The organism is Pseudomonas sp. B414 (assembly GCF_055408445.1).
Genome location: NZ_JBUZTQ010000008.1, coordinates 87,083 through 101,610, shown reverse-complemented (window position 1 = coordinate 101,610; position 14,528 = coordinate 87,083). Strand labels below are relative to the sequence as shown.

Below are 14,528 nucleotides of genomic sequence, written 5' to 3'. Positions count from 1 at the left end.
ATCAACTCCGAGGGTCAAAGGCATCGCGGCAGGCTTCGCCGATAAACACCAGCAGCGACAATATCAACGCCAGTGCACAGAACGCGGTCAGGCCCAGCCAGGGCGCTTGCAGGTTGCGCTTGGCCTGGCCGATCAGCTCACCCAGCGAGGCGGTGCCCGGCGGCATGCCAAAGCCGAGAAAGTCCAGGGCGGTGAGGGTGGCAATCGCCCCGGTCAGGATAAACGGCAGGTAGGTGAGGGTGGAGGTCATGGCGTTGGGCAGGATGTGCCGGCGCATCAGCGCCCCGTCGGTCAGGCCCAGGGCCCGCGCCGCTTTGACGTACTCCAGGTTACGCCCACGGAGGAACTCGGCGCGTACCACGTCCACCAGGGCCAGCCAGCTGAACAGGGCCATTATCCCCAGCAGCCACCAGAAACTCGGTGCCACAAAGCCCGAGAGGATGATCAACAGGTACAGCACCGGCAACCCCGACCACACCTCTTGCAGGCGTTGGCCGAGCAGGTCCACCAGCCCGCCATAAAAACCCTGGAAAGCCCCGGCGCTGATCCCCACCACGGCGCTGATGGCCGTCAGGATCAAGGCAAACAGGATGGAAATCCGTGCACCGAAAATCACCCGTGCCAGCACGTCCCGGGCCTGATCGTCGGTGCCCAGCCAGTTCTGGCTGCTGGGCGGGCTGGGCGCGGGTTCCTTGAGGTCGTAGTTGACCGTGTCATAGCTGAACGGGATGGGCGCAAACAGCATCGAGCCGCCCTGGTCGGCTATCAGCTTGCGCACGTAGTCGCTGCTGTAGTCCGGTTCGAAAGGCAGCTCGCCGCCAAAGTCGGTTTCGACGTAACTGGAGACGATCGGAAAGTACCAATGGTCCTTGTAGTGAATGGCCAGCGGCTTGTCGTTAGCGATCAATTCACCGCCCAGGCACAGGGCAAACAGTGCGACAAAGATCCACAGTGACCACCAACCACGGCGATTGGCCTTGAAATGGGCAAGGCGGCGACGGCCCAGGGGAGAGAGGGTAAGCATCAGGCAGTCCTCGCCGAAAAGTCGATACGGGGGTCGAGCAGGGTGTAGCAGAGGTCACCGATCAGCTTGATCAACAGGCCGAACAGGGTGAACAGAAACAGGGTGCCGAACACCACCGGGTAGTCCCGGGACACGGCGGCCTCGTAGCTCATGCGGCCGATGCCGTCGAGGTTGAAGATGGTTTCAATCAGCAGGGACCCGGCAAAGAACACCTCGATCAGCGCCTGGGGAATTCCGGCCACCACCAGCAGCATGGCGTTGCGCATCACGTGGCCGTAGAGCACCCTGCGTTCGGTCAGGCCCTTGGCCCGCGCCGTGACCACGTACTGGCGACTGATTTCGTTGAGAAAGCTGTTTTTGGTGAGGATGGTCAGGGTGGCAAAGCCGCCGATCACCAGCGCGGACACCGGCAGCACCATATGCCACAGGTAGTCGCCGATCTTGCCGAAAAAGCCCAGGCTGTCGAAGTTGTCCGAAACCAGTCCCTGCACAGGGAACCAGCTGACATAACTGCCGCCGGCAAACACCACCACCAGCAAGATGGCAAACAGAAAGGCGGGCATGGCGTAGCCGATGATGATTGCGGTGCTGGTCCAGATATCGAAGGCACTGCCGTTATGGATGGCCTTGCGGATGCCCAGCGGAATCGAGATCAGGTAGGTGATCAGCGTCGCCCAAAGTCCCAGGGAGATGGTTACCGGCAGCTTCTGCAGAATCAGGTCGGTGACCTTCGCGCCGCGAAAGAAACTGCTGCCGAAGTCCAGTTGCGCGTAGTTCTTGAGCATCAGCCACAAGCGTTCGTGCATGGGTTTGTCGAAGCCGTAGTGTTTGGTGATTTCTTCGATCAGCGCCGGGTCCAGGCCGCGGCTGCTGCGGCTGGCACCACCGGTGCTGGCCGCCATGTCGCGGGCTCCGCCACCCACGCCGGGGCCGCTGAAGCCCTGCAGACGGGCGATGGCCTGTTCCACCGGACCACCGGGGGCGGCCTGCACAATCATGAAATTCACCACCAGAATGCACAACAAGGTGGGGATGATCAGCAATAAACGTCGACTGATGTAATGCAGCATCTCAATGACCCTCCGACGTAGTGCCGGTTGCTTTTATAGCCGCGCTGGTTTGGGCGGTCTTGCTGACTTCCCACCAGGTATTCAGCCCCTCGTTGTAGACCGGCTCTTTGGCCGGGCGCCCAAAACGGTTCTGGTACACGGTCGGGGTGCCCACCGAGTAGTAGTTGGGGATCATGTAGTAGCCCCATTGCAATACGCGGTCGAGGGCACGGGCGTAATGCACCATCTCGTCACGGGTATTGGCCTGCACCAGGCCGTCGAGCAGGGCGTCCACTGCCGGGTCACGCAGCACAAAGGAGTTGGAGGCGCCCGGCTGGGTGGCGCTGCGCGAGCCATACATGTCGTACATCTCCCGGCCAGGGGAGACGATGGGTTCGCCACTGCGCGGGAAACCCACCACAATCATGTCGTAGTCACGGGCATTGAGGCGGTTGACGTATTGCGCCGAGTCGATCTTGCGAATGTCCATGATGATGCCGATCTGCGCCAGGGTGCGCTTGTACGGCAGGATCATGCGATCAAAACCGCCCTGGCCATCGAGAAAGGTAAAGCGCAGTTGCTCGCCTTGGGCATTGACCAGCTTGTTGTCCCTGGCCGTCCAGCCGGCCTCTTTGAGCAGCGCCAGGGCTTGCAGCTGCTTGTCGCGGATATAGCCGCTGCCATCGGTTTTCGGTGCCTGGAAAACCTGGCTGAATACCTCGTCAGGCACCTTGCCGCGCAGGGGTTCGAGGATCTCCAGCTCGCGGGCATCGGGCAGCTCGGTGGCGGCCATTTCGCTTTTCGGGAAATAGCTCTGCTGGCGCACATAAAAGCTGCGCATCATTTGCTTGTTGGTCCACTCGAAATCCCACAGCAGGCTCAGCGCCTGGCGTACCCGGCGGTCCTGGAAAAAGGGGTTTTGCAGGTTGAAGGCAAAGCCCTGGGCCGAGCCCGGCTTGTCCTTGGCGAACACGCCTTTTTGCAGGCGACCATCGCTGAGCTTGGGGCTGTCATAGCCGATGCTGAAGCCGGTGGCCGAGAATTCGCGGTTGTAGTCAAAGGCCCCGGCCTTGAGCAGCTCGCGGGCTACGTCGGTGTCTCCATAAAAATTCACGGTCATGCGGTCGAAGTTGTACATGCCCTTACTGACCGGCAAGTCCCTGGCCCACCAGTTTTTGTTGCGTTCAAAACTGATGCTGCGTCCGGGATCGACCTGTGCGACTGAATACGGGCCGCTGCCCAGTGGTGGCTCGAACCCGCCGCCATTGCTGAAGTCGCGGGTTTTCCACCAGTGCTCCGGGAGGATGCGCATGCTCGCCAAATCCAGCGCCAGGGTGCGGTTCTGATTGTTCTTGAAGTCGAAGCGCACTTGCAGCGGGCCTTCGATTTCCATGCCCTTGACCTCGCCATAGAGCATGCGAAAGCTCAGGCTGCCTTTGCTCATCAGCAGGTTGTAGGTGTAGGCCACGTCTTCGGCGGTGATCGGTGTGTCATCGGCAAACCGGGCCTTGGGGTTCAGGTAAAAGCGCACCCACAGACCGTCCGGGTCGCGTTCCATCTTTTGCGCGATCAGGCCGTAGACGGTGTAGGGCTCGTCCAGTGAGCGAAAGGCCAGTGGCGAGTAGAGCCAGTCATCCACTTGGGCGACACCGGTGCCCTGGTCGACGTAGGGGGTGATGTAGTTGAACTGGCCGATTTCCATTGCGGCGCGGCTTAGTGAGCCACCTTTGGGGGCTTCGGGGTTTACATAGTCGAAGTGCTGGAAATTGGCCGGGTATTTGGGCGCTTCGCCGTAGACCGTCATGGCCTGGCCGGGTGCGGCGCTTACGCCAAGGCACAGGCAAGACAACACGGGCATCAGCAGCAAACGGAGCAGGGGCAGGAATCGTAAAGGCATGATGGGATTTCCTTGTACCGCGTGTTGAACCATCGAGTGCTTTGAAAAGCCCCCACCATCTTGCGTGTTAAAAGACGGCGGGGTCGCGATTTCGCAATGTATCCGCTGCCGGCTGGAGTCTGCCGGCAGCGGTGTTCACTCAGAAGTGGTAAGTGGCACGGGCGAAGAAAGTACGGCCCATTGGGTCGGCATAACGCGGATCGTATCCGCTCTGAAAGTTATAGGCCTGATTGGAGAACGGTGGGTTGCGGTCAAACATGTTTTTGATCCCCACATCCAGGTCCACGGTTTTGTTGAAGGTGTAACCGCCCGAGACATCCCACAGGGTGTAGGACGCTACACGGGAGTGCGTCTCTGTATCGTAGTCGTCGTAACCGCTGGTGAAGCGGTTGACCAGCGAGGCCCGGTACGCGCCGAGGTTCCAGGTGCCGCTCAGCACATGCTTCCAGCGCGAGACCACGCCGGTGCCTTCAAAGGCATCCACGCGGCTGGTGTAGGCACCGCCGATGGTCGTCTGGTAGTCATAGCGCGATACGTAAGTGCCTTGCAGGCCCAGGCCGAACTGGCCGTAAGGGGTGTTCGGGAACTTATAGTCCATCGACACATCGACACCGCTGGTTTTAACCGCACCCAGGTTGGAGTTGCCGGTGACAATGTAGTCGAGCGAGCCGTCGGGGTTGCGCACGAAGTGATCGGCGTACAGCGACGGGTCGTCAAACACCGTGGATTCCGGGAATTCGGCGATCTGATTGGCGATATGGATCCACCAGAAATCCAGGCCCATCGACAGATTGCGCACCGGTTGATAGACAAACCCCACGGTTACGTTACGGGCCTTTTCCGGGGACAGCTTGGTGTTGCCGCCGGTGCGGTTCTGGAACTGCTGGCCGCAGTCGCGACCGGCGTTGCCACCGGGTTGCACCACGCCGCCTGTACACAGCACCGGGTCGTTGTAATAGCCCTGGGTGTAGGTGGTGTATTGCGGGTTGTACAGCTCATACAGCGACGGTGCGCGGAAGCCTTCGCTGTAGGCACCGCGCACCACCAGCTCCTTGACCGGCTGATAGCGGAACGAGTATTTCGGGTTGGTGGTGCTGCCAAAGTCGCTGTACTTGTCGTGGCGCACGGCAGCGGACAGTTCGAGGCTGTCGAGTACCGGCACGTTGAGTTCGGTATACACCGCCTTGACCGTGCGATCACCCTCGACGGAGCCGTTAGGGTCTACCCCCAGGCTGCTGATATCGGCGGCGTACTGCTCGTAGTCCTGATGGAATTTTTCCTGGCGGAACTCGCCGCCGATGGCCAGGCCTGAAGGGCCGGCACCGAACCAGTCGCCGATTTCACGGCTCATGCGCCCATCCAGACCGGTGACCCGGCCTACGGAGGACGAGTACTGGCCGTGGTAGCGATTGGCGTCAATCAGCGCTTGCCCGGCTGCAGTCTGCGGGCCAAACGGGTTGATGATGCCGTCGGCGATGCCATTGATCATCGCCGCGTCGCTGACATAACCGCCGGTGAGGCTTGAGATCACCTTGTTCTGGTTATAGGAAGCGCCGACGTTGTAGTCCCAGCCCTTGGCTACGCCGTCAAAGCTCAGCACCAGACGTTGGCTGGTGTTCTGGTCCTTGGAGGAACGCGCACCGGCAGCGGTTTCACGCCAGTTGAAGTCGATCGGTTGAGTCGGGTCGAAGCCGGGGTTGCTGGACGCTGGGGTGATACCCTTGCCGGGGAAGAAGGGCGATGACGGGTCCATGCTCAGGCCGGTCAGCGGTGCAGGGCCTACCTGGGCAGCATTGTTGTTGCGGGCAAAGAAGTACTCGAGGTTGACGTTGTCGTCGTCGGTAATCTTGCCGGTGGCCTTGCCGAAGAACGAAGTTTTCTCGGTTTCTGGCACCAGGTCGATGTAGTTGCGGGTGTCGAAACGGCATACACCCTGGCGCGAGATCAGGTCGGGGCCGTTGCAATTGCCGGGCGACAACGGGTTGGTGCTGACACCGCCCTGGCTGTAGTTGCCCGGGTAAGAGGTGCCTGAAGTCTGATCCAGGCCACGCCCCGGGGCGTAGGAGGTGGCGAAGGTACGATCTCGGGCCGCCAGGCTGTCCTGTTTGTTGTAGCCGACTACGCCCATGATGTTGAAACGGTCCTTGTCCAGGTCGCCGTAGCCCCAACTGGCGCTCAGGTCATGGCTGTTGCCGCCACCGCTGGCATCCGCGCCTTCGCCGCCCAGGGAAAGGGTGCCGTCGGTCATGGATTTTTTGGTGATGAAGTTGATTACGCCGCCAATCGCGTCAGTGCCGTACAAGGCTGATGCGCCGTCGCGCAATACCTCGACGCGGTCAATGGCGGCGAATGGAATGGTGTTCAGGTCGACGGCGGAACCGTCGATGGCGTTGTTGCCCAGGCGGCGGCCGTTAAGCAGGACCAGGGTCTTGTTGGCGCCGATACCGCGCATGTCGGCAAAGCTCGAACCACCCGTGGCCGCTCCCACTGAGCTGGCCGAGTTGCGCAGCGACTGGTTACCGGTGACCCGCTGCATGATCTCAGCCGTGGTAGTCACGCCTTCGTTGCGCAGTTGCTCGGCGCGCAGGATGGTAATGGGTACGGCGGTTTCGGCATCCACCCGGCGAATCGCCGAGCCGGTCACTTCTACCCGATCCAGCTGTGTGGTGGCGGACGCTGGCGCTGCATCGGCAGTTACTGCTGTGGCGTTTGCGGCAGTGCTCGAATTATCCGTCGCTGTTGTCTCGGCTGCCTGCAACTGGCCCGCGCTCATCCCCAGAGCAACCAGATACAGCGGCACAAAGCGATGACGTTGCAAGCTTGCAACGAGGGGCTTGAGGGTAAAACCTGAACTCTTCATCTGCATGGTTAATTCCGACTTTTTCAGACGTTTATTGGAATGGCCTTGTGAGCCCTCATGACTCCAGTTGGGTTGTGTCGACCCGGGCAAAACACGTTTTTCAAGCAAGCCGCTCCCCTGCATGGGCCAAATGGCCCCTGCGCGGCGTGGGTGGAACAGGGTGCATACGGTGTTGCAACTCTTGTGGCAGCAGGCTTGCTCGCGATGCACACGCTGCGGTGTGTCTCAAGCACCGCGTTGATGCCATCGCGAGCAAGCCCGCTCCCACAAGGTCCGGGTTAGCGCGCGGTCATCACCGAAATTTTGGTAATCCCCGAGCGCTCAATGGAGGCCATGGCCTTGGCCACCTGGCCGTAGTTGACCCCTTCGTCCGCCTGCAACTGCACGCGTACTTCCGGGTCCTGGGCTTTTACGTCCTGCAGGCTTTTCTCCAGCAGTTCAGGGGCCACTTCGTTCTTGGCCAGGTAAAACTTGCCGTCCTGGTCGACGCTGACCACCACCGGATCTTTTTTCTGCGCCGAGGCCACGGCGTCGGTCTTGGGCAGGTTGATCTTGATTGCGTTGGTCATCATCGGCGTGGTCACGATAAACACCACCAGCAGTACCAGCATCACGTCCACCAACGGGGTGACGTTCATTTCGCTCAGTACTTCGTCACTGTCTTGAGTAGAGAAAGACATCAGCTTGCCTCCCGCACCGGCGTGCGTTTGTTGGAGATGGCCTGGCGGTCGATGGCAAAGGCGCTGCGCTGGGCGAGGGCGTCGAAGTCATGGGCAAAGTCGTCCATATTGGCCGAAGCCAGCTTCAGGCGACGCAGGAAGAAGTTGTAGATCAGCACCGCCGGCACAGCGACGGCGATGCCCACGCCGGTGGCGATCAGGGCATGCCCGATGGGCCCGGCCACGGTTTCCAGGCTGGCAGAACCGGTAGCGCCGATGGTCTGCAACGCTTCCATGATCCCCCACACGGTGCCGAACAGGCCGATAAAGGGCGCGGTGCTGCCGATACTGGCGAGGATCGCCTGGCCGCTTTCCAGGGCACGGCGCTCTTTTTGAATCTGCTGGCGCAGGTTGCGCTCCAGGCGATCGGAGCGGTTGATGGTGTGAGCCAGTTGCTGGGTGGTGCGCGGCGTGTCATCGACAATCATGGCCTCAAAGCCGCTGTTGGCGATGCGTGCCAGGGCGCCGGGGTACTGGCTGGCGTGCTCGGCGGCGGTCAGCAGGTCAGGGGCCGCCCAGAAGGCTTTGCTGAACTGGCTGTTCTGGGCTTTCTGGCGCAGGTACTGCGATGACTTGATGAGCAGCAAGGCCCAGCTCACCACCGAAAACAGCACCAGTGCCCAGAGCACCCCGGGGACAATCATGGAAGAAAGAGACTCGTTCATGGCTACACCTCACACTGCGGCTAAATAAAAGTAAGCGTCGGCGCCCGACTGGGTCATGCCGGCAATTTGAAAGAGATGGTCTGGGTGGCAAATCCTTCGATGGGGGTATCCCCTCGCTTGGCCGGGACAAATTTCCAGTTGCGTACGGCTTCTACGGCAGCGTCGTCGAGTGCCTGCTTGCCGCTGGATTTGGTGACTTCCACCGTTCCGGCACGGCCGCTGGGCAGCACTTTGATACGCAGCACCACGGTGCCTTCCCAACTGCGGCGCAAGGCCAGGGACGGGTACTCGGGTGGCGGGTTGCCCAGGCTGGCCAGCCCGGATACTGCTGCGGTTTCCTTGACCGGGCCTGGCGCTGCGGCAGGGGCCGCGGGTGCTGTTGGCGCAGTCGGTGCAGCGCTGGTCGCCGGGGCCGCAGGTGTCGGTGGTGCGGGCTTGACCGGTTGCGGTTTTTGTACCGGCTTGGGCTTGATCGGTTTGGGTTTTTCGACTGGCTTGGGTTTCTCTACCGGTTTAGGTGGCTCCTTTACCGCGTCTTCATCTTCCGGTGGTGCTTCGGGTTCCGGTGGCGGCGGTGGCGGCGGTTCTTCCACGGGAGGTGCCGGTGGCGCCGGGCTGGTCAGCTCGACGGTCATTTCCGGAATCTCGGGCGGCGTCACCACCGGCTCGGCCCTGGCCTGCTGCATCACCCACCAGGCACCGCCGTGCAGCAGGGCCACCAGCCCCACCAGCAACAATACTCGCGACGTGCCCAGGCCCCCTGGGGTCGAGGTGTTGGGTACATGGGGAATATGCGTCCACTGCTGCACCCGGTCGGCGTCGAGCCGCGGGGCAGCCCGGGTTTTATTCTTTACCTCGTCACTCATTAAAAGTCCCTCGACCAAATGAAGGGCAATAAGGCTCCGTTCGCCCTTGCATGCAGGGACGACAACTGTCTGTTTAACGGTGGGCAATAAGTGAGGCGTTCACTTATTACGGCGCATCAAGGTCTGGAAAGTAAGTATTTCATGCGCATTCCTTATGGCTGAATCAGGCGGGTGAAAGTCGGGTGTTATGTAAAGTCCCGTTAAGTTGAGTAAAGCAACAGCTGTGCCAGAAATCCGGATTAATACGGTAGGTAAAACATTATTTAGTCGAGCGCTAGTTGTTCTCTTTGTGCGCAATATTTATAAGCTGAGTGTGTTCCAGTGCGTGTTTCGGACAGTCATATTTAAGGCTCTAATAAACTTGCATAGCGTTATCATTGTTGGACAATCAAACGCTTTATAATGGCTGTAATAGAATAGCGCACCAAACTGAACAGTAGCTGCCAACTTTTAGTGCAGTTGCCTGGCCGTGTAGACATAGACCTGGTATTGAATGTTCCAACAGGGCGCGCAGGGCTCTGGCCCGGATGAAAATACAGTGCGTCTACGATGTTGCAGTGAAATGAAAACACCTGCCAGCAACCTAAGCTGCGGGCAGGTGTTTAGAAGGGATATAAGTTAAGTGAGCAGGTTGATAGACGATATAGTGAGTGTAACCAGTTGTCTTATATGACCAGGCAGTCATCGTTCAGTGGGTTGGCATCACTTAGCAAACCATCGGATTGATGTTGCCACAGACGGTAGTACAGCCCTTTACGTTCAAGTAACTGGCTGTGGCTGCCGTCTTCGACAATCTGCCCTTTGTCCAGCACAACAATCCGGTCCAGATGAGCAATGGTTGATAAACGATGAGCCACAACCAGCACAGTTTTGTCCGACATTATGTCGTCAAGACTGTCTTGAATAAGACTTTCAGTTTCAGAATCAAGGCTGGCCGTGGCCTCGTCCAGGATTAATATCGGTGCATCTTTTAACAGGGCCCGGGCAATTGCAATACGCTGGCGCTGACCACCGGATAACTTGACGCCGCGTTCACCAATCAGGGCGTCATAGCCTTCGGCCATTTGCACAATAAAGTCATGGGCATGGGCACGCTTGGCGGCCTGGATGATCTGCGCATCACCGGCCTGAACGTCACCGTAACCAATATTTTCCCGCAATGAGCGGTGAAACAGGCCCGGCTCTTGTGGGATCAGGCCGATATGAGCGTGTAGCGATTGCTGGGTTATGTCCTGAATATCAATGCCGTCCACTTCGATCTTGCCGCTTTGCGGGTCGTAGGAGCGCAACAAAAGGCTTAACAGAGTGGATTTTCCAGAGCCGGACAAACCGACAATACCGACCCGCTGCCCGGCACTGATATCCAGATTGAAGTGCTTGAAAATGGGTCTCTCGGGGCTGTAGCCGAAATTGACGTCGCGAAAATGGATCGAGCCTTTTTCGATGCTGGCGGGCAAGGCACTGTGCCGATCGGGCATTTCGTGGGGTTGCAGCAGGGTGTCGATGCTGCTTTCGATATTGCCGATACACTCGAAGAAATGCATGAACTGCATGCTCAGAAAGCTGCACTGCGCCACGATCATCAGACCCAGGGTGGCCGCCATCACAAACTGGCCCACATCGATCTGGCCCAGATGCCATAGATACAGGGCCAGGGCCACCAGCCCCATCCGCAGGACAATGGCCAGGCTGTCCTGCAGCAAGCGGACCTTTTCCTGGTAGAAGAAAGAGCGCTGTGCGGCCTGTTTTTCCTCGATCTGGTAACGGGTCAGATAGTCGAGTTCATAATCCTGGCGGGCGAACAGGCGGATGCTGTTGAGGTTGCCCACCGCATCGACAATCTTGCCGGTGGTCAGGCTGCGTGCATTGGCATGTTTGCCGGCCAGTTTTTGCGCCTTGAGCGACAGCCGATAAGCCAGCAGGGTGTAGACCGTCACCCAGACCAGCAGGCACAGGCCCAGCCAGGGGGAGGCCATGCTCAACAGCATCAGGCTGGTAAGCAGTACCGCGACTATCGGCAGCATTTCCACGATCAACAGCCAGGTGATTTCCAGCAGACCAATGGCGCCCTCATTGATACGGTGTGCCAGGCTTCCGGCAAAGTGCTCGCCGAAATAGCGCGCCGAGTGGCGCTGTAGATAGGCAAACAGGTCACGCACGATGCGGATTTTCTGCAGCGGCCGGACCATGATCATGCACAGTGTGGCGCCGCGGGCGCAGAGCATTTGCACCACGGTCAGGGCGAACAGCAGGGTCAGTGCGGGCAGGCTGGCCTGCAGCAGGTCAGTGTGCTGCCAGGCGCCATTACTGACAGCACCGGTGATGCGGCCGATGGCATAAGGCATCAGCGTGGCGGCTGTGGCCGAGCCGACTTGCAGCAACAGGATGCCCCAGTACCAGCGCGGGTACAGACGGATGTAATGCCACACCAGGGCCCAGGGCCGTTTGGGGGGAACAGTTATAGCGTCAATTTCGGACATGACATACCTGTCTTGTAAACAATGCCAAATAGCCGTTTCAGCTGCGCCAGGACAGCGGGCAAACCGCAAATGTGCGAACAGCAGGATGCATCGAGCCTGCGCCCATACGCGCAAGGCGGGCGTCAGAATGCAGGGGCTAGGTGTCAGTGCCGGGACAGGAACTGCGCAAACGCAGTACACAGGAGCACAGGGGGAAGGGGGTGTTGGTGGTCGAGCGCACTTCACACATCGTTCATATTCCTTATGACAGCTGATCATCGACGCGACTTTTGATCCGTCTTTGCACTGAAAATGGACGGGTATACCGTCCTTGTTCGCAACTGGTGCGGGTTACGCCCCCTGGAAGCTGTGATTCCAGAGAAAGAACTGCGAACGGGAAATAACAAGAAAAAAGTGTGCCAGCTTGTGTCGTTCGAACATGAAAGTTCTGTTGAGAACATCTGTTGAGAGGATGTGTGGGAGCGGGCTTGCTCGCGATGGTATCGGCGCGGTTTGGCTGACCAACCGCAGCGCCTGCATCGCGGGCAAGCCCGGCTCCCACAGGTTTTGCGTCGCACACAAATCCAAACCTTGCAGTGGAGAGTGTGGGAGCGGGCTTGCTCGCGATGGTATCAGCGCGGTTTGGCTGACCAACCGCAGCGCTTGCATCGCGGGCAAGCCCGGCTCCCACAGGTTTTGCGTCGCACACAAATCCAAACCTTGCAGTGGAGAGTGTGGGAGCGAGCCTGCTCGCGATGGTATCAGCGCGGTTTACACGATCATCCGCAGCGCTTGCATCGCGGGCAAGCCCGGCTCCCACAGTGTGACCTCGTTACCCCGGATTGATCAGGCTTTGCCGACAATGCAGGGTCAGCCGGGCGCCGCCGCTGTCGCGGTTGTTCACGTCAAGACTAAAGCCATGCAGGCTGACAATTGCGGCCACAATCGACAGTCCCAGGCCAAAACCGCTGTGCTTGTCATCGCAGCGATAAAAACGCTGGAACACCGCCACCCGCTCGGCTTCGGGGATACCGGGGCCGGTATCGAGCACTTCAATGCGCGGGCTACCGTTATCGTCGGTGGCGCGCAAGATCACTTCCCCTCCCGGCGGGGTGAACTTGATCGAGTTGCTCAGCAGGTTGGCCAGGGCCTCAAACAGCAAGGCCCGATCACCCGTCATGCCGGGCAAGGTCGCAGGTGTGTCGAGCACCAGCGTAACCTGGCCTTCTTCTGCCAGCGGCAAGTAAAAGTCGTACAGCTCTTGCAGCAGGGGCAGCGGGTCGAGCAGCAGAAAACCCGAGCGGCGCTGATGGTCCTCCAGCTCGGAAATACGCAGCAACCCGCGAAAGCGCGCCATCAGGGTGTCGGTTTCGCCGATCACCTGATCCAGTTGCAGGGCTTCTGGGGAGCCTTCCACGGCCTGCTGCTGAATCCGGTACAGCTGTGCACGCAGGCGGGTGAGCGGGGTGCGCAGGTCGTGGGCAATGTTGTCGCACACGCCCTTGACCTCGTGCATCAGCAACTCGATGCGGTCGAGCATGGCGTTGACGATGGCGGCCAGCATGTCCAGTTCGTCACGACGATTGGACAGCGGCAAGCGATAGGTCAGATCCCCCGCGACAATGGCTTCGGCACTGGCCTGAATGGCCCGGATGCGCTGCAACGGTCGCCTGCGCAGCAAGTGCCAGCCGGCGATACCGGGAATGATGGTCAGGGACAAACCCCACAGCAGGGCGTGCAGGATGATCCGGGTCACGGCAAACAGCGAACCGTTGTCGCGCACCAGCACCAGCCAGCGGCCATCGTTGGTTTGCGTGGCCACGGCATCGCAGCTGTCTTGCGGCAGGTTGGGGTCATCGGAGTCGATGCAGGTGCTCAGCGCGTGGATCTGGCCATCCAGCGGCAAGCCTGCGGGGATAGCCTGGATCGGTCCGCTCAGAGGCTTGTGTTGCTCATCGAACAGGCCATAGGCATCCACTGCACGCATATCGAAGGTCATGCTGGTGGCCAGCGCTTCGTCCAGTTGCTTGCCTTCAAAGCGGGCAAACAGATGCTGGCGCTGCATCAGCGAATGCCTGGCCAGAGTGCCCAGGTAGTCCGAGACTTCGTAATACAGCACCCCCATCAGGATGCAGCTCCAGGCCACGAACAGAAAACTGTACAACGCCAGCAGTCGGCTGCTGGATGAACGCCAGCCCTTAGAGGGGTTCGGCAATGACATAGCCCGAGCCTCGAACGGTGCGAATCAGGGGCACCTGGCCCGGCGGATCGATTTTTTTGCGCAGGCGACCGATATGCACGTCGATGAGGTTGGTGCCCGGGTCGAAGTGATAGCCCCAGACTTCCTCGAAAATCATCATGCGCGAGAGGATTTGCCCGGTGTTGCGCATCAAAAACTCCAGCAACTTGTACTCGGTGGGCAGCAGGCTCAGCTGTTGCTCGTTGCGGCTGGCTTCGCGGGTGATCAGGTTAAGCTCAAGGTCGCAGACGCGCAGCGAGGTCTCGAACTTGTCCGCCGGGCTTTTACGTCGCAGCAGCACTTCAACCCGGGCGGCCATCTCGTCGCTGGCAAAGGGCTTGGTCAGGTAGTCATCGCCCCCGGCGCGCAAGCCACGTACACGCTCGTCAACATCGGAGAGGGCGCTGATCATCAAAATGGGTGTGCTGACGCCAATGGTGCGCAAAGTGGTCACGATCGCCAGGCCGTCCAGCTCGGGGAGCATGCGGTCGAGGGTGATCAGGTCGTAGTCGCCACTGACGGCACGCACCAACCCTTCGCGGCCATTGGCTACCCAATCGACCTCCAGGCCGTGGCTGGTCAATTCAGCCACGATTTCATTCGCCGTTACGGCATCGTCTTCAATGGTCAAAATCCGGGTCATACCGTCACCTGATGGGCTTTTTCAGCGGTGAGCACATTTTGCCCACAATTTGCTGAAACGTTTCTGAATATTTCTTCATGTTCAGAAAACCGTCACAAAGCGTAGTC

The 14,528-nt window shown here is 59.7% G+C and carries 10 protein-coding genes; all 10 read right to left on the bottom strand.

Annotation, left to right across the window (positions count from 1 at the left end):
* Position 1 precedes the first annotated feature (1 nt).
* Positions 2–1,024 (bottom strand): ABC transporter permease, encoded by a 1,023-nt coding sequence (locus ACZRMH_RS09620; protein WP_464013227.1) that lies wholly within the window; start codon positions 1,022–1,024, stop codon positions 2–4.
* Positions 1,024–2,094, bottom strand: coding sequence for a microcin C ABC transporter permease YejB (locus tag ACZRMH_RS09615; RefSeq protein WP_464013226.1), 1,071 nt, complete (start codon positions 2,092–2,094; stop codon positions 1,024–1,026). Before ACZRMH_RS09615 ends, ACZRMH_RS09620 begins: the two co-directional genes overlap by 1 nt.
* Position 2,095: 1 nt before the next feature.
* The gene (locus ACZRMH_RS09610; RefSeq protein ID WP_464013306.1) at positions 2,096–3,931 is read right to left on the bottom strand and encodes an extracellular solute-binding protein; all 1,836 of its coding nucleotides are present in this window, start codon (positions 3,929–3,931) and stop codon (positions 2,096–2,098) included.
* Between the two features lie 178 nt (positions 3,932–4,109).
* On the bottom strand, positions 4,110–6,836 hold the full coding sequence (locus ACZRMH_RS09605; RefSeq protein WP_464013225.1) for a TonB-dependent receptor: 2,727 nt from the start codon (positions 6,834–6,836) through the stop codon (positions 4,110–4,112).
* Positions 6,837–7,108: 272 nt separating this feature from the next.
* Entirely contained in the window at positions 7,109–7,510 is a 402-nt protein-coding gene (locus tag ACZRMH_RS09600) for an ExbD/TolR family protein (RefSeq protein ID WP_016780647.1), read from the bottom strand.
* The gene (locus ACZRMH_RS09595; RefSeq protein ID WP_029611376.1) at positions 7,510–8,214 is read right to left on the bottom strand and encodes a MotA/TolQ/ExbB proton channel family protein; all 705 of its coding nucleotides are present in this window, start codon (positions 8,212–8,214) and stop codon (positions 7,510–7,512) included. Before ACZRMH_RS09595 ends, ACZRMH_RS09600 begins: the two co-directional genes overlap by 1 nt.
* 53 nt (positions 8,215–8,267) lie before the next feature.
* Positions 8,268–9,080 carry an energy transducer TonB gene (locus tag ACZRMH_RS09590; protein ID WP_464013224.1) on the bottom strand — a complete coding sequence of 271 codons (813 nt, stop codon included), beginning with the start codon at positions 9,078–9,080 and terminating at the stop codon, positions 8,268–8,270.
* A gap of 665 nt (positions 9,081–9,745) precedes the next feature.
* On the bottom strand, positions 9,746–11,560 hold the full coding sequence (locus tag ACZRMH_RS09585; protein ID WP_464013223.1) for an ABC transporter ATP-binding protein: 1,815 nt from the start codon (positions 11,558–11,560) through the stop codon (positions 9,746–9,748).
* Positions 11,561–12,371: 811 nt separating this feature from the next.
* Entirely contained in the window at positions 12,372–13,760 is a 1,389-nt protein-coding gene (locus ACZRMH_RS09580) for a sensor histidine kinase (protein WP_464013222.1), read from the bottom strand.
* The gene (locus tag ACZRMH_RS09575; protein WP_464013221.1) at positions 13,738–14,421 is read right to left on the bottom strand and encodes a response regulator transcription factor; all 684 of its coding nucleotides are present in this window, start codon (positions 14,419–14,421) and stop codon (positions 13,738–13,740) included. The genes ACZRMH_RS09580 and ACZRMH_RS09575 overlap by 23 nt, the downstream gene beginning before the upstream one ends.
* Between the last annotated feature and the right edge of the window lie 107 nt (positions 14,422–14,528).